Here is a 17,708-nt window from a genome sequence, read left to right as displayed (position 1 = left end):
CTGGCGCTTCACATCTGTTTGCAGGGCGTTTCATAATGTATTGGGTGGTCTGATTGGGTATTCCTTCAATCAGCTTTTGTGAGGCTAGCAGCATGAATGTGCAGAACAGAAACATAGAGACGCCATGGGATCACAGGATAGAGCTGCCGAGTGTGGATACTGGGGGTGCCTTACCCCAAAAGAAAACGCCAGGTGGTCGGACAACGGTTTTGCATATGAACTTTACGCGAGGCCAAACCGAGGTATCTGCCGAAACTGAAAGAGAATATTTGAGATTCTTTGCGAAAATAGCCAATGAGCTGGGGGTATACCTGGAAATCTTGACGGACGGCGGCTGTCGAGAAGAGATTCAGCAGGAATTCGCAAAAGATTGCTATAAGGCGCTTAACTATACAATTACCGAGAACCTAAAGCCTGTATCAAAGTGGGCTGAGGATAGTGTGGAATATCTGGCAAATGGTTGTGTGGCCGTGCTGAGACAGTTGGATGATGATCTTCTGGCAAAGGCGATGACCGCAGGGCGACGACAACGGTGGCAAGGAAAACTGACCCCAGATATTTTGGAGGAAGTGCTACAGGATGACCACTTGTGGATTCCCTTGGGAATCAGGGTGAATGAATTCAAAATGGCGGTGGAACGAGAGCTGGTTGCCCAGATAAGGGGACAAACTGTCGGTCACATTCGAGCCTATATAGAAGGGGGAAATATGATTACGGGGGAGGATGCCACTGGCAAACCCGTGATTTTGGTTGGCAAAGATGCGATCGCAACCACAGCCCATCTCTATCAGCTCAATGATCATGAGGTGCGCCATGTGATCTGTGAGGATTTTGGATTAGCAAGTATTGATCAGCTGGTCTGTGTGGAGCAGCCCGGACAATTCCACTTAGATATGGGCATGCTGTTTATTGGTAAGGGAGTTGTCATTGTCAATGACAACAGCCAAGCGCTTAAAGACGCCATTGAGATGGCAGAAATGGTGCCTTGTATGACAACAAAAACCATGGCAGCGAAGCTGAAACTGCAATGCAGTTTAGAAGAAGATGCAGCCCAAGACCTATTAGAAGCAGGGATGGAGGTACGACGAGAGAATCTAGAGAAGGCCATGCTCTATAACTTCTTCAATGGAGAGTTTGTGGAGGGAGCGGATGGCTGTTGTTACTACATTACCAATGGCGGACCCAACGAGCAAGAGATGTTGTTTGAAATGTTGATGGTAAGAGACTGGCAGGTTGTAGAAAAAGTGTTCTTTAGCCCTCAAGAAGTCGCCCAAAAAAGTCTCCAAGATCGAGGAGGCGTCGGCTGCCGACTGAAAGGTGCGATGCAATGATTTTAGTTCTTGGTTATTGGTTATTAGTATTTAGAAGCCTTTTGTTATCAAGTGTTTTACTTTCTTTTGTAGGGCTACTACTTCTGATGTAGAAATCTTTTTCGTCAGCTGAAACTTTTCTTTGGTAACCACTGTACCTGTAGGGAAAGTTTGTTGATACTCAATGGTATTGTTGGCTCCATAAACAATTTTGGTGCTGCCACCACCAATGTCGATGACTAAGGTGTTGTTCTGTTGTATGGAGGGCACAAGGGAACTAACGGCTCCTTGAAGCGTGTAATAAGCTTATAGAATTGGTGTCGATATCGATTGCAAATCGATTGCAATATGAGTGGTTGCGTTGGCCATGATCGATTTCTATCATTGATGTTGCGTCTAAACATAAAATGCAATAAAAGGCAATTGAACGCAATCAAAATATACGGGCTTTGTTGAAATGAAGAAAAATTTTAGCTTTCGGGCGATGCCTTGATTCTGGTTGGTTTGTCCGCAGACAAGCCAAGCTGGGGAGCGAAAACAGTGTTAAGGGTTTGGTGCCAAACTAAATTTCAGGGCCAGAATGTTCGTGGACTTGAAGCATTCGCATCAAAAATCTATGCGCCCGATTCGTACCTTTAACGTTACACCCACACTACCCGCTTCGTTAGCTCCTTTGCGTCAGCTTGCTGAAAATATCCATTGGGATTGGGATGTGGGGACGATTGACCTGTTTAAACGTCTGGATCCCGACCTTTGGGCATCTAGTCGCTACAACCCCATCTTAATGCTCAGCACCATTAGTCAGGATCGGCTCCATGCCGTTGCTGAGGATGGTGGATTTATTGCCCAGATGAACCATGCTGTCGAGCGTTTAGAGCACTATTTGAATGCCCAGTCATGGTACGACGTAAATCGGGCAAATCCTGTGGATAACGAGTGTTACGCCTACTTCTCTATGGAGTTTGGTTTGACGACGTGTCTGCCGGTGTATTCGGGAGGTTTGGGCGTTCTAGCGGGTGATCACTTAAAGACGGCTAGCGATTTAGGGCTGCCCTTAGTTGGCGTTGGTTTGCTCTATCAAGAAGGCTACTTTGCCCAGTATCTCAATGCTGATGGCTGGCAGCAGGAACGCTATCCTATCAACGATTTTTACAACATGCCCCTGGCTCTGGAGCGGGACAATGAGGGGAATGAATTGCGCATTTCTGTAGATTATCCGGGGCGTAAAGTCTATGCACGTATCTGGCGGGTGACCGTAGGGCGTGTGCCTCTGTATCTGTTGGATACCAACATTGAGCCGAATGCCCCCCACGATCAGGACATTTGCGATCGCTTGTACGGTGGCGACATTGATATGCGAATCCAGCAGGAGATGATGCTGGGTATTGGCGGTGTCCGTATGCTCCAGGCCTTGGGGTTAAAGCCATCGGCCTATCACCTCAATGAAGGTCACTCAGCCTTTTTGGCTTTAGAGCGCATTCGTATGCTGATGGATGCCCAGGAACTCAGCTTTAGTGAAGCGCAGCAGATGGCCCAGGCAACTCAGCTATTTACTACCCACACCCCTGTCCCGGCAGGCATTGACCTCTTCCCCCCAGAAAAAATATTCCATTACTTAGGTCATTATGCTGCACGCTTTGGTCTGTCCCATGAGCATTTCTTGGGGCTGGGACGAGAGGATGACGTCGATCATGATGCTCCGTTCAGTATGGCGGTGTTGGCCATTAAGATGGCCTCATTTGTCAACGGTGTGAGCAAGCTCCATGGTGCTGTATCCCGTAAGATGTTTGGTGGTCTATGGCCCAGTCTGCCAGTGGATGAAGTGCCGATTACGTCCATCACCAATGGCGTCCATGCCCGCAGCTGTGTGGCTAAATCTACCCAGGAGCTTTACGACCGTTACTTAGGACCGAACTGGGATAGCGTCGGTGTGGATGATCCGTTATGGGACAAAGTGGCTGCCATTCCCGATGAAGAGATCTGGCGCAACCACGAAAGTTGTCGTTCTCACCTGGTTGTGTCTGTTAGAGACCGGCTACACAAAGCGGTGAAGGAGCGAGGCGGTTCTCATTTAGAAATGGAACGGGCCCAAGAAGTGTTAGACCCGGGTACTCTTACCATTGGTTTTGCTCGCCGATTTGCCACCTACAAGCGCGCCACACTCTTTTTGAGAGATGTTGAACGTCTGCGGAAGATTGTTTCTAACACCTTGGGGCGGCGGGTGCAGTTTGTGATTGCCGGTAAAGCTCACCCTAAGGATATTCCAGGCAAAGAGCTGATTCGCAACATTATTCACTTTACCCGTGATGAAGGCTTAGATCGCTCCATTGTGTTTGTTCCTAACTATGACATTCACGTCGCCCGCTGGATGGTATCAGGCTGTGATGTCTGGTTGAATAACCCCCGTCGTCCTCGGGAAGCATCGGGAACCAGTGGGATGAAAGCGGCAATGAATGGTCTTCCCAACCTGAGTGTGTTAGATGGATGGTGGGATGAGGCGGATTATGTACGCACAGGCTGGCCCATCGGTTCTGGTGAAGACTACGATGATCAAGACTATCAGGATGAAGTGGAGGCCAATGACCTCTATGAGCTGTTAGAGACCGCCGTTGTCCCTCTCTTCTACGATCGGAATAGCCATGGCATTCCCCGTGGGTGGGTGGCGAAGATGAAGAATGCTATCCGGTTGAATACCCCGACCTTCAATACGGCCCGCATGCTACAGGACTATGCCAACCAAGGATATTTTGCAGCGTCGGATCGAGGGCGGCAGTTGGTCGCCGAGAGCTATGCTCCAGCTAAGGCTCTAGCCCAGTGGCAGTCAGACTTGTACCAGCACTGGCAACAGATTTCTATCGCCGAAATCTATCTATCCCATGATGTTGGTTTGCAGGTGAATGAACCGCTACAGGTAAATGCTCGCGTTTATTTGGGGCAATTGAAGGCCTCGGATGTTTCGGTGGAGTTTTACCAAGGGGGGATCGACATTGATGGTGAGTTGCAAGGTGGCCAAGCAACAGAGATGGTTTATCGCGGTCAAGATGCCGATGGCAGCAGCTTGTATAACCTCAATGTTGCGTACACCCAAAGTGGTCTTCAGGGCTTCTCTCTAAGGGTGTTACCTAAGCATGAATATCTGAGTAGTTCCTATATGCCGCGCCTCATTCTTTGGGCCGATCCAGACAATGTAAGCATTGTCATTGGCTATTTAGAGGCTATGGAAGCTACCCAGGTAACTGCCTAGCTGGATAAGAGGAGAAGGCAGGCAAACCCCTGTCTCTCTCCTCACGTTTTCGTTGAAGCATGCTCTTCTAGGGCGTTTAGCTGGCCCTGAGATTTCTCGTCTATAGGACTGCTTCAATGGTGGCAATCACTGATTGGCTCAGGGCCTGATAATCGTAGCCCCCCTCCAGTCCAAATAGGACTCGGGGGGCTACTTTGTGACAGGCTGCTGCCAAAAAGCCATAGTCTGCGGGCATTAAATCGATGCCTGCCAGGGGATCAGAGGCGTTGGCATCGTATCCCGCACTGACGAGTAATAAATCTGGCTGAAACTGTTGCAAAAATGGGACCACTTGCTGTTCAAACCGGTGTTTATAATCCTCGACGGTACTACCTGAGGCCATGGGAATGTTGAGCACATTGCTGTGCATCCCTGTTTCCCCTGCTTGACCAGTGCCGGGGTAGGCGGGCATTTGATGTAAGGAGCAGTAAACGATCTGACGTTGATTGCTGATTAGCTGCTGGGTGCCATTGCCATGGTGCACATCCCAGTCAAGAATGGCAACTCGCTCAATGCCAGGTTTTTCTAGGGCGTAGTGGGCCGCGATCGCAACATTGCTGAGCAGACAAAACCCCATACCCTGACCATATTCAGCATGGTGACCCGGGGGACGGGCGAGGACAAACCCAGAGGTGCCATGGTTGTCCGTAACATAGTCCACCCCATCTAACCAAGCAGATACAGCCAGTAGGGCAGTTTGGTAGCTGGCGGTTGACACCGGAGTATCGGCATCCAATCGCCCCCCTCCCCGTTCAGCAATGCGTTGCAGGGCCAGGACATAGACCGGATCATGGACAGCATTAATCCAGTCTAGGGGGTTGCGATCGCAGGGTTCTACCCACTCCAACTGGTTGCCCATGGCATGGGCTTTCAAGGCTGTGACCACCGCCGTTAATCGGCCGGCATTTTCAGGATGGCCCGGTCCTGTATCGTGGTCCAAAAAACGGTCGGAATAGATGATGCGAAAGGGGGCAGTGGTGGGTATCACTAATTTTCTCTCCAGAGTCTTTAAAGGCCATTGCAAATTACTTTTTTCGAGAACTCCTTTTATCGGAACATCCCCATGGATAATTCGTGGGGCTAGACAGTGACATAGGATCCACCTCAAACCCCCTTTTTTATTGGGTTACGGTGACCATCAAGAATGCCAGTAATGTGCTAAAATTTTATGCATTCTTAGTGAAAATTTCCCAGGAAAACTTTCCTAAATATCCCTAAATTTGGGACCTTAAAAAACCTGCTAAGAATTTATCAAGTTAGGTATTGTTTTTCCGGCATTTTTGGAGTCTCTTTTCCGTATGAGTAATCCCCAAGAGCGGATTGTATCCACTGATCTGCGCAACGAGATGTCCCGGTCCTACTTAGAATACGCCATGAGCGTCATTGTAGGGCGGGCCTTGCCGGACGCTAGGGATGGTCTAAAGCCCGTACATCGTCGCATTCTCTACGCTATGCACGAATTGGGCTTAACTGCGGATAGACCTTTCCGAAAATGTGCTCGTGTTGTTGGTGAAGTTTTAGGTAAATACCATCCCCACGGTGACACCGCTGTGTACGATGCCCTGGTGCGGATGGCTCAAGACTTTTCCATGCGGGCCCCGTTGATTGATGGCCATGGAAATTTTGGTTCCATCGACAATGATCCGCCAGCGGCCATGCGATATACCGAGTCAAGGTTGCATGCGCTGACCAGTAATGCACTGCTACAAGATATCGAATCCGAGACTGTTGACTTTGCAGATAATTTTGACGGTTCTCAGCAAGAACCCACCGTCATGCCTGCACGGATACCTCAGTTATTGCTAAACGGGTCTTCTGGAATTGCCGTGGGGATGGCGACTAATATTCCTCCCCATAATCTTGGTGAGCTAGTCGATGGCGTGATTGCCCTGATTCAAAATCCTGAAATCACTAGTCAGGAACTGATGCTGAATCATATCCCTGGACCCGATTTCCCCACAGGGGCTCAGATTATTGGCAGCAATGGCATTCGCGATGCTTATTTGACAGGTCGTGGTTCTGTCACCATGCGTGCTGTGGCCACCATTGAGACCATTGAATACCCAGGTCGTCCTGATCGGGAAGCCATTATTGTTACGGAACTGCCCTATCAAACTAACAAGGCTGGTCTGATTGAGAAGATTGCTGAACTCGTTAACGATCGTCGATTAGACGGCATTTCCGATATCCGTGATGAGAGCGATCGCGACGGCATGCGTATCGTCATCGAACTCAAGCGAGACGCCTATCCTAAGGTGGTGCTCAACAATCTCTATAAGCAAACGCCGTTACAGAACAACTTTGGCGTCAACATGTTGGCCTTGGTCAATGGTGAGCCTCAGTTGTTAACACTGCGACAGTTTTTAGAGGTCTTTTTAGAGTTTCGAGTAGAGACAATTACCCGACGGACTCGGTATGAGCTACGTAAGGCTGAAGAGAGAGACCATATTTTACAGGGATATCTGATTGCCCTGGATAATCTGGATGCGGTGATTGCGCTGATTCGCCATGCCGCCGATGTGGGCACTGCGAAACAGGAACTAATGGAATCCTATGAGCTATCGTCTGCCCAGGCCGATGCCATCTTGCAGATGCAACTGCGTCGTTTGACCGCATTGGAAGCTGACAAAATTCAACAGGAGCATGAAGCTCTCCAGGAGAAAATCGCCGATTTGCGTGATATTTTGGCTCGTCGTGAACGCATTCTGGCCATTATTGAGGAAGAATTACAGCAGCTGCGTAATAGCCATGCCAATGAACGGCGCACTGTAATTGAAGCAGCTGAAGACGAGCTGACGGATATTTCGTTAATTGCCAATGAGCAGGTTGTCATTCTGGTGACCGAGCAAGGCTACATCAAGCGTATGCCTGTGTCTACATTTGAGGCGCAGAATCGAGCGACTCGTGGTAAGTCAGGTACCCGGATGAAGGACAATGATGCCATTGAACACTTCATTACCTGTTGCACCCACGACCATATGCTGTTCTTTACCGATCGGGGTGTGGCCTATACGCTGCGGGCTTATCAGATTCCGGAGGGGTCTCGAGTAGCACGGGGTAACCCAATTGTGCAAATGTTGCCCATTCCTCGGGAAGAGAAAGTGACGTCAGTGCTGGGTGTGCAAGAGTTTGCCGAAGATGTGTACCTGGTTATGCTCACCCAGGGGGGCTTTATCAAAAAGACGGCCCTATCTGCCTTTGGCAATATTCGGGCCAATGGTCTGATTGCTATTTCTCTAGAAGAGGGCGACCAGCTGCGATGGGTCCGCTTAGCCCGCGCTGAAGACAGCATTATTATTGGTTCTCAGCAGGGGATGACAATTCACTTTAGGGCTGACAACGATCAGCTTAGACCCTTGGGACGCCCCACCCGTGGTGTGAAGTCCATGTCTCTGCGGAATGGTGATCGGCTGATTAGCATGGATATCTTGCCTGCGGCGGTTACCGCTCAGGTGGCAGCGTCTGATGCGGATGCGGATGAGAATGATGAGGCGACTGTGGCCGAAGGAGATTGTGGTCCCTGGGTATTGATTATTGCGGCTGGTGGCTTGGGTAAACGGGTGCCTGTGGATAATTTCCGCCTGCAAAATCGGGCTGGTATGGGCTTGGTGGGTATGAAATTCCGCAAGGAAAATGATGAGCTAGTCGCCCTTCGAATTGTAAACTCCAAGGATGAGCTCATGTTAGTTACCCAACGCGGCATCATCATTCGTCAGGCAATTGATGCCATTTCAATCCAGTCAAGAATGGCAACGGGCGTGCAACTGCAGCGTTTGGATGGCGATGATGCGATCGCGGCGGTAGCTGTTGTGCCTGAGCTAGAGATTGCGGATGATGTCACAGAGGCTGTGATCGCAGAAGATGACGTCCCAGAGGCTGTGATCACAGCGGAGGTTCAAACGGATGAGTCCCCCGAGCCTGGAGATGAGTCTGTAGCTGATGCGGCTGTTAACGATGAATTAGAAGATGCTAATGGCGATGACGCATCTGGTGATGACGCATCTGGTGATGAATAGTCTGAGGAGTCAGTGTCTGGGGATCAGCAATGCCCGGAATAGCCCATGGACTGAGTAGTCTTCTGCATACGTGAAGTAGCAAAAAATGCCTAAAATCGGCTAATTGTTGCTTGACAACCCCAGGAAATCATGAATTATGGGCGGTTGTACCTAGAAATACAGGGGATTTATTACAAAGTCTGCTATTAATGTAGCTTCCGGGAAAAAAAATTGATATTAGGCGCTAACCTATGGGCAAACATGATTTTTTTTGCCCATAGGTTAGCGCCATGTTCGGCACATGTAGATGTTCAGTAGGCAATAGAGAACAATGACTCAACTCCACGGGGTGGTTGGGTTTGACTGGTTAAGTTTGAACCCTACATTCAATCTTGCTCAGACAAATTCGATTACTGAATTTACGAGTAGCATTAGTAATCAGCTGGGTACGTTTTTGCCTGGTTTGTTCGGTGCATTCTTGCTTTTAATTGTGGGCCTGGTGGTTGCCACAATTGCGAAAGCATTTGTTAAGTTTTTGCTCAGTAAAACAAATCTCGACAATCAGCTAGCTAGTAAGGCTGGGTTAGGGAATGATGTCTCTGTCGAGAGCACGGTCGGTAGCGTCGTGTTCTGGGTGGTGATGCTTTTCTTCTTGATCGCCATTTTGAATGCGCTCAAATTGGATTCGGTTTCACAGCCCATTAGCGGTTTATTGCAAACTGTCTTTGAGTATGTGCCTCGTCTTGCAGGTGCAGCTGTCATCCTATTTGTTACTTGGGTGATTGCTAAGGTAGTTAAGTCCGCTGTTGTTAACGGTCTTGGTCGCTTTAACCTGGATGAGCGGTTGTCTGAACAGACGGGCGTTGATTCTGAAGGCAATTCTTTCCAGGTAAATGACACCCTAGGGAATGTCGTTTACTGGTTTATTTTCCTCCTATCTTTGCCGCTGGTACTGAGTGCTCTACAGCTGCCCGGTTTATTAGGTCCTGTTGAAGAGCTGCTCAGCAATTTCCTATCGGCCATTCCTCAGATCATTACCGCCGGTATTGTCTTTGGCATTGGTTGGTTGGTTGCCAATATTGTTAAAGGAATCGTCACCAATCTGCTGATGGCAACGGGAGCTGATAACTTTGGCGCTCGTTTTGGTCTGGCCTCTCGCCCTGATGATGGCACGTCTATTTCTAGCCTGGCGGGTGTTTTGGTTTACACCTTGATCTTGATCCCAGCTGCGATCGCAGCCCTAAATGAGCTTAACATTGAGGCAATTTCTGGGCCTGCCGTGGAGATGTTGGAGCGAGTGCTCTTTATCATTCCTCAGGTACTTGCTGCTGGTGTAGTATTGGTGGTCTTCTACTTCATTGGTCAATTTGTGTCCGATTTAGTGGTGGGTTTACTATCGGGTATCGGCTTTGACAATGTTACTAGCCTGCTTGGTTTCCCTGAACTCACTGAGACTGAACCTGAAGTGTCTACCTTGGCTGAAGGTGAGCCCATGCCTGCCGTAGAGCCACCTCAAAAAACCCCTTCTGAGATTGTTGGGATAATTGCTCTAGTGGGCATTGTTCTACTCGGTGCAGTGACTGCTACTGAAATTCTTGGTTTTCCCGTTCTAACTGAAATTGTTAGCAATATTCTGGCCGTCTCAGCCCGAGTGCTAACCGGTGTTCTTATCTTTGCCGTTGGCCTATATGCGGCGAACTTAGCCTTCCGTTTGGTTAGCGGTATGGGCATGTCTTCGTCGAATACCCTGGCCCAGACTGCTCGGATTGCCATTATTGCTTTAGTTGGCTCGATGGCTCTACAGCACATTGGTTTGGCCACTAGCATCGTTAATCTGGCCTTTGGTTTATTGTTGGGGGCTGTGGCTGTGGCAATTGCGATCGCCTTTGGTTTGGGTGGACGTGATGTGGCTGCTGAAAACCTGCGTGATTGGGTAAATACCCTGAAGCGTTAATCTGCTCAGGGATACAAGCATCCAAAATACTTGATAGGATGCTAACTTAATTAAAAACCCGCAGAGAGAAGCTAAAGTGCTTCCCCTTCTGCGGGTTTACTCATTAGGACGGTTCACCATAACGAGTCTGGATTTTTCAGTAAGGTAAAGATGGTGTGAAAAAAATATACCTCTGTCAGTGACCTTACCTTACTATTTGCGAGGGCAACAATCCTATGAACAGCCATGAGTTAGCAAAATATATTGAAGCAACTGACGGTATGAGTAAACCTTGGCTGCTTATACAATTACGGCTCAAAAAGCTTCAAGAACGTCGTCATGAGCTATCGGCGGATGACTATGCTAAGCAGGTGGCAGATATCCATGACGACCTCATGAAATTGGGCGAGTGGTGGGTCGGTCGTGAGCGTGATGTTTTCTAGAACAAGTCAGAAATAGACTAGGGATATCTACAAAAATGTTGGATAAAAGCGCTGAGAAAACGGCACCTAAGAGGTCGAAAGATGATGATGTTAATGGCCAAGCTAAAGCAGTATCCTCTGATATTGACTTAACCTCGCCTAACTATTACATCAGTCGAGAATTAAGCTGGCTCTCGTTCAATGAACGAGTGCTCCACGAAGCGCTAGATCCACGTACACCCATGCTAGAGCGGCTAAAGTTCTTAGCGATTTTTAGCAATAATCTAGACGAATTTTTTATGGTGCGCGTGGCGGGGATCAAAAAACAAATTGAAGCCCAGGTCAGTCGTCGTACTGCTGATGGTCGTACCCCTATGGAACATCTGCAAGCCATTGGCAGTAAGCTCAGGCCAACATTTGCTCGGCAACAAGATTGCTTTTTGCAAGTCAGAACTCAGCTCCATGAACACGGCATCTATCTGCTGGACTATGACGATCTCAGCAGCAAGCAAGTGGCTTACCTACAAGCCTATTTCGAAGATCAGATATTTCCGGTATTGACACCACTGGCCGTAGATCCGGGCCATCCCTTTCCCTATATTTCTAATCTGAGTCTCAATCTAGCGGTTGTGGTGCGGGAGGCAGATTCTGAAGAAACTCACTTTGCCCGGATCAAAGTACCTAGGGTTTTACCAAGATTTATCCAACTGCCTAAGTCACAACAACCGAAGGGCGCACTCTGGGCTGCTATACCCCTAGAACAAGTGATTGGCCAAAACCTCGCGTTCCTTTTCCCTGGCATGGTAATCGAAGACTATTACACGTTTCGCATTACCCGTAATGCCGATTTGTTCGTGGAAGAGGATGATGCTGATGATTTAATGTTGGCGCTGGAGCAAGAACTGCGTAAGCGTCGTCTGGGAGGTTCCTTAGTACGTATAGAACTCCAGGTAAATACGTCTCCTGAGGTACGTGCCACCTTGCTTTCAGAGATGGATTTGACCGAGGACGATATTTATGACGTCGAAGGTCTTATTGGTCTAGGTGATTTGATGAAATTAATTGGATTACCTCTGCCAGAGTTGAAAGATCCTGACTGGAATGCTGTGATTCCTTTGCCATGGCACCGCATCAACCATGATGAGACCGACGGTGAAGGCGATGATGTATTTTCAATTATTCGCCGTCGCGATCGTCTAGTTCATCATCCCTATACTTCATTTGCGGCCACCGTTCAGCAATTTATTACTCAGGCGGCAACTGATCCGGATGTGCTAACGATTAAAATGACGCTTTATCGCACATCCGGAGATTCTCCCATAATCAATGCGCTGATTTCAGCAGCTGAAAATGGGAAACAAGTTGTTGCCTTAGTAGAGCTAAAAGCTCGTTTTGATGAAGAAAACAACATTAACTGGGCTCGTACCCTAGAAAAAGCGGGAGTACATGTGGTTTATGGGCTCTTAGGTCTGAAAACCCACACTAAAGTTGCCCTTGTTGTGCGTAAAGAACACGATGGCATCCGTCGTTATGTTCATATCGGCACTGGCAATTACAACCCTAAGACCGCCCGGATGTACACAGATCTGGGCCTGCTGAGCTGTAGTGAAGATCTGGGTGCAGACTTAACCGATCTCTTTAACTACCTGACGGGATACTCGCGACAAAAAGCGTATCGTCAGCTGCTGATTGCACCCATTACTTTGCGAGAGCGCATGCTGGCATTAATTCATCAGGAAACTGCCCATGGTGATAAGGGGCGCATCATTGCCAAGATGAATTCTCTTGTAGACCCCGGTATTATCCAGGCTCTCTACCAGGCATCTCAAACGGGGGTAAGTATCGACCTGATTGTGCGGGGTGTCTGTTGTTTAACGCCTGGTGTCAAAGCTGTGAGCGAAAATATTCGAGTCATTAGTATTATTGGACGATTTTTAGAGCACTCTCGTATTTTTTACTTTCAGAATGATGGCAATGAGCAGTTTTACATTGGTAGTGCCGATTGGATGCCCCGCAACTTAGATCGCCGAGTTGAAGCTGTGACACCGATTCTAGCCCCGCATTTACGCCGAGAGCTGAGCAATATTTTGGATATTTGTCTTGCCGACAATCGTCAGGCTTGGGAGATGCAGTCAGACGGGACCTATGTGCAGCGTCAGCCGCAACCCAAGGAGGTAGAAAAGAGTACCCATCAATGTTTGATGGAGCAGGCTAGAGGTGTCAAGGTCTACTAAGATTCTCTGCGGAGTTGTTCTCCTTGGTCAAATATACCGATGTTTGTGAGACAGTTCGGCGGACACTTTCATGGCTGTTGAAGGAATATGTCCATGACACCTTGCTAGAAATGCACTTTTATCAGCAAAAGTGCGTATAAATATGGACTGAAAAGACCTGGTTGGTGGCTGGGTATTCTGTTAGAAAAGAGCCATCTACCTACGTATGTTTGGAAGTCTGTATATGAGGTTTACTGTAATTTTAAGGAACCGTTCAAATGCCTGAGCCTTCTAAAAACTAAGTCTTACATTGGATGTGATCTAAGCATGGCATCATTAAAAATACGATTTACGTACATATCCGGAAGGTGCATCAATTGAAACATCAAATTTTAAAATTTGATTTATATAAACTGCTAAGGCAAAACATATAAACTTTCGACCAGTTCCTACGAAAATACTTGCATTTCTAAAACAGTTGATTGAAATTAGTCAACATAACCGTGAAATGAATCGTTCAAGCTTGTGTTCTTCGATTGTCGTTAAGTTCAATTTGAAAGAAACTCTAGGAAAATACAGATTCTGTGCCTGGATCAGCTTGAGCTTAATTTCAATATAGGTGTATCTACTTAGTTGTTAATTACTTCTCATCTTTATTTATATCAAGAGAGTGCAAGGCAATTAATTTCTTTTTAATTGCTTGGATAACGACACCAGGAAGAGACTGCAATTTCGATATTGTCACGACTGTATCGAATCTGTTTCCACTAGTCCTTAAGTCATCATCCATCGCTGCTCTATCTGATTTTTACCCCTTCGAATACCGTTCTTTGACCGGAACTCTTCCCATGGTTTTAGCAGGCACTATTACACAAAAAACATTACATCCGCTCACGTTGCTAGCTCAGCTTGTCGGGCGTCAAGTGAGTGGCGAACTCTTGGTGGTTTCCAATGATGTTCGTTGGTCTCTATGGCTACAGCGGGGTAAGCTCCTGTTTGCAACGAGTTCTCAGAATGGATTCGATGCACTGAGATTTGAAGGACGCCAGCTGTTTCCTGACGCAATTTCCGATTTGGTTCTAGCCCAGCTGCAGCTCTACCATCGGCAATATACGCACCAGGGCAATGATTTGACTGCTGACTATCGAGCTATTCGTTGGCTCGTAGAGCAAGAGCACATCACTTTTGACCAAGCAGGGCAGTTTATTCGTGCTTTGGCAGTGACTACAGTCACATCGCTACTAAGGGTTAGCCGAGGCAGCTATGAGGTTAATAACTTTAGCAATATTGTTGATTACCCAGCTTTTTGTACGCTAGATATTCGTACATTGGTTGAGCAATGTCATCAAGAGGCAGAAACCTTTTCATCCAAGCGGAATACGCCACCTCCTGTTAAACAACAGGAGGTCGTTATGCCTGAGCCAGGAAACGTTATTGATCAACTGGTTCAGCCAAAGAGTGATATTGATACCCTGCTCAATCAGGCGTCGTCTTCCAGCACATTTGGGTCCTCTTTACAGGTACTGAGCCCTGATACGTTTAATCCTGCTCAAATGGTTGCAGGGGGTGGATCTCCTTCGTATCAGCTCGTTTGTATTGATTCTGATAGCCAATCCTTGCGGGAGCTGAGAGAGTTTCTAGAAGACACGGTCTTTTCCATTACATCAGTGGATGACGTGGCTACAGCCGTAGCAGACCTGGCAAAGTGTCAGCCTGATTTGATTATGCTGACCACCGCGATGGAAGGTTTGGACGGATTTGACCTATGCTCTCACCTGCGTCGGCATCCCCAGTATAAGGATGTACCGATTATTCTGATGGCTAGGAAAGCCAACCTTATTGGCCGTATTCGCGCCAAACTGTGTGGTGCTTCCTTTTATATCAGTAAGCCTATCAATCGTACAAAGCTGATGGTGAAGCTTTTCACCCTGCTGGTTTAGGCAAAAGCGTTGTAATGGAACCATAAGGGGGTCCCAGGTTAAAAATCAGAGTATTAAGGCCAGAGGGCATCAACAACAATGATGTCCTCTGGCCCTTTACTGTGAGGGGGCAAATCTTCAGGTATCAGGGGCACCTATTGGTTTAATGGGATGTCCAGCTGGTGAGTTGCTCTTGAGGATTTCGATGGGCTGTACTATGTTGTTCCACGGGCTCAATCGAGTGAAAATGATTGTAGTCCACGACAGAGCGACCTTTATCATTGGTTGAAATAATATCTACGAACTTATGATTCCAGTAGATGTCGTATGCACTGAAAGAGTGGCGTGCGTGGATTGTCTGGGATAAAGTTTCATCTAAACCGGTGAGGGTAACAATAATCTCAGCTCGGTTTTGGCGTAATGTTTCTGGGGTTTCACCATAGAATGGGCTATCGCTGGTCAGGCGGTGCATGGCGGTCCAGGAGAGGCTAAATACGGGTGTATGGGAACGGACCAGGGGGAGATCGTGGAAGCGGCGAATGTACTCACCTTCTTCAGTGGTTTCATCCCGAACGAGGGTAACCCACAGCTGCGCCTCTAGTATGTAGTTACGGCGCTCATTGGCAGTGCGAAACATCAATGTGGGGACGCCATTAAAGGGGGCTACCACTGCGACACGACTATATAGAATTCGAGCGGTGGGCAGGGAGAAGCGGGCAAATACCAGCCCCGTAGTGACCGCGATGAAAAACACACCAAAAATTGCCTCGATCACCACTAGCCAGTGGGTGTATGTACTGGTGGGGTACATGGCACCGTAGCCGATGGAGGCCATGGTCTGAACGCTGAAGAAAAATAAGTCCTGAAAGTGACCATCTCGAATGTTTGCGATCGCATTCGCATCCAGACCATAGGCCATGGCAAACAGACTATTCACCAGTAGATAGCAACCGCTGACCAGCATGATAAAAGCCGGCCAGGAAATGGTCAGTAAGATGTGATAGAGGTCTCCCCAATGGGAATGGGTTACCCCAATCCGCTCAATATTGGGGTAACGTTGTTCTCGGTACAGCAGTAGCCGTCTTGAGGCACGACGAAGTCGAGGTTTTAGCATACGGTCTTAGCGAGATAGGACTAGGAGGACATCAGGATTTGTTACAGCCAGATACGACAAACATAGGGCATGGGACAACTACAGCCACATGTCGCAGGTTGAACAATATGGGTTAGCCCTATTTGCTGTAAGAATGCCAGGCTGGAACCAGGTTTTATTAGAGGTAACAGCTGGAAAATATGAGCATTGATGGCAAGCGCTTAAGCCAATTAAAATAGCTCAATCCGGAATGTGTTACAAATTTTCACGCTTTGTTTCCGCTTATTGTAGCTAAAACCGATTGCTTTCCCAGTATTCGTTTATCGATTGGTTCTAATCTTAGGACAAAACACCTGAAACCATAGGTGGGTGTCCAAGGATCACGCCAAGGCAAAGTTGCCCCCATACCAGCTTTAAATAGCTGATATTTTTACGTAATTATGCGTGCTGATATTGACGAAGGCTTATATTCCTTAGGCAGGTGATTTAATAGACATATCGCGCATATCGGAGAAAATCTGGGCGTAATTTCACTTAGCCGGATGTTGTATTTGTTAGAAATGATGACATTAGGACAACAAGCCATGAGCGTTTCGGTTTTTTTGCCCACCATTCGTCATACTGCTCGCCTCAGTGTCAAGCTGCTTGTGGGTGTCTGGTTGTTAAGCTGTGTGCCTGCTATGGCGCAGATTCCAACCCGATTTGATGGGTCTGTTTTAATTGCCCAAAGTCGGCTCCGTCTTCGGGAAGGCGATCGGGGCCCTGCTGTGCTAGAGCTACAGCGACAGCTAGACAGTATCGGGTTGTTTCCTGTTGCCATCAATGGCGTATATGGTCCAGCCACTACCCAAGCAGTACGACAGTTCCAACGTATTCGCCGTCTCGATGTGACCGGCATTGCTGATGCGGAAACCTTAGATTTGCTCGGGGTTGACCTGTCGCGTTTACCTGTCGGCCTATCCCATCCTGTGCACGGGGCAATTAGTTCTGATCGCATTACGCCTGCTTCCAGTCGAGACGATGTGCGAATTCTACAGCGAGTACTCAGAACCTTTGGCTTCAATCTGGAGGCAGATGGTGTTTATGGCGCTCAGACTGAGCAAGCGATCAGAACCTACGAGCGAACAGCAGATCTACCGGTTGATGGCATTGCCGATCGAACCACCTTGATCGATATGGGATTTAGCGCCGGTACTACTGGGGACAGCTCTATTCGTGATGCTGACAGTAGTCGGTCTCCTCGGGGACGTTATGTTGCCGCGATTATTGCCGGTCCATCTCAGCTAAGTAAGGTTCAAGAAGATTTTCCCAATGCCACGGTGGAGCGGAATAATCTAGGCGAATATATCAGCATTGGACGCTTTTTCGACCAGTCCGATGCTGGTACTTGGGCTGATTTCGCCAGTGACCTTGGTTATGACGCACGGGTGCTGCGGGATTAAATGGGAGTGATTGCCACGCTAATCAGTACAATTTCGGTGATCATCCGCTAATATATACGCCATCCAGCTGAGCGGGACTGATATCCACTGAGCTGGCA

At 48.0% G+C, this 17,708-nt stretch carries 10 protein-coding genes and 1 pseudogene; 8 read left to right on the top strand and 3 right to left on the bottom strand.

What is annotated here, in order from left to right:
- The first annotated feature begins 92 nt into the window (after positions 1-92).
- Positions 93-1,331, top strand: coding sequence for a hypothetical protein (locus SPB21_RS16345; RefSeq protein WP_499867167.1), 1,239 nt, complete (start codon positions 93-95; stop codon positions 1,329-1,331).
- 30 nt (positions 1,332-1,361) lie between these two features.
- Here SPB21_RS16345 and SPB21_RS16340 read toward each other — a convergent pair.
- A pseudogene (locus SPB21_RS16340) lies at positions 1,362-1,604 on the bottom strand (Ppx/GppA phosphatase family protein); the annotation flags it as partial.
- 322 nt (positions 1,605-1,926) lie between these two features.
- On the opposite strand from SPB21_RS16340, the gene glgP reads away from it, so the two are divergent.
- Positions 1,927-4,554 carry an alpha-glucan family phosphorylase gene (gene glgP, locus SPB21_RS16335; protein WP_499867166.1) on the top strand — a complete coding sequence of 876 codons (2,628 nt, stop codon included), beginning with the start codon at positions 1,927-1,929 and terminating at the stop codon, positions 4,552-4,554.
- A gap of 100 nt (positions 4,555-4,654) precedes the next feature.
- Here the strand turns inward: glgP and SPB21_RS16330 are convergent, their stop codons facing one another.
- Entirely contained in the window at positions 4,655-5,581 is a 927-nt protein-coding gene (locus SPB21_RS16330; protein WP_499867165.1) for a histone deacetylase family protein, read from the bottom strand.
- Positions 5,582-5,891: 310 nt separating this feature from the next.
- Between SPB21_RS16330 and gyrA the strand changes: the two genes are divergently transcribed.
- The 5 genes from gyrA to SPB21_RS16305 all read left to right on the top strand — a co-directional run bounded on the left by gyrA (position 5,892) and on the right by SPB21_RS16305 (position 15,096).
- Positions 5,892-8,609 (top strand): DNA topoisomerase (ATP-hydrolyzing) subunit A, encoded by a 2,718-nt coding sequence (gyrA, locus tag SPB21_RS16325; RefSeq protein ID WP_499061724.1) that lies wholly within the window; start codon positions 5,892-5,894, stop codon positions 8,607-8,609.
- Positions 8,610-8,919: 310 nt separating this feature from the next.
- The gene (locus SPB21_RS16320; protein WP_499061725.1) at positions 8,920-10,542 is read left to right on the top strand and encodes a mechanosensitive ion channel; all 1,623 of its coding nucleotides are present in this window, start codon (positions 8,920-8,922) and stop codon (positions 10,540-10,542) included.
- 215 nt (positions 10,543-10,757) lie between these two features.
- Positions 10,758-10,964 (top strand): hypothetical protein, encoded by a 207-nt coding sequence (locus tag SPB21_RS16315; protein WP_163667274.1) that lies wholly within the window; start codon positions 10,758-10,760, stop codon positions 10,962-10,964.
- A gap of 35 nt (positions 10,965-10,999) precedes the next feature.
- Positions 11,000-13,177, top strand: a complete 2,178-nt coding sequence (ppk1, locus tag SPB21_RS16310; RefSeq protein ID WP_163700989.1) for a polyphosphate kinase 1 — start codon at positions 11,000-11,002, stop codon at positions 13,175-13,177.
- Between the two features lie 827 nt (positions 13,178-14,004).
- A complete protein-coding gene (locus SPB21_RS16305) occupies positions 14,005-15,096 on the top strand; it encodes a response regulator (protein WP_163667279.1) in 1,092 nt (363 codons plus the stop codon).
- A gap of 142 nt (positions 15,097-15,238) precedes the next feature.
- Here the strand turns inward: SPB21_RS16305 and SPB21_RS16300 are convergent, their stop codons facing one another.
- The gene (locus SPB21_RS16300; RefSeq protein ID WP_250565074.1) at positions 15,239-16,189 is read right to left on the bottom strand and encodes an ion channel; all 951 of its coding nucleotides are present in this window, start codon (positions 16,187-16,189) and stop codon (positions 15,239-15,241) included.
- A 563-nt stretch (positions 16,190-16,752) separates the two neighbouring features.
- On the opposite strand from SPB21_RS16300, the gene SPB21_RS16295 reads away from it, so the two are divergent.
- A complete protein-coding gene (locus SPB21_RS16295) occupies positions 16,753-17,610 on the top strand; it encodes a peptidoglycan-binding domain-containing protein (RefSeq protein WP_163667282.1) in 858 nt (285 codons plus the stop codon).
- Positions 17,611-17,708: the final 98 nt, after the last annotated feature.

The sequence above is a fragment of the Leptothoe sp. ISB3NOV94-8A genome (assembly GCF_043421595.1).
Lineage (GTDB): Bacteria > Cyanobacteriota > Cyanobacteriia > Phormidesmidales > Phormidesmidaceae > Leptothoe > Leptothoe turfae.
The sequence above is the reverse complement of the archived record's forward strand: the minus strand, read 5'-3'. Positions and strand labels throughout refer to the sequence as shown.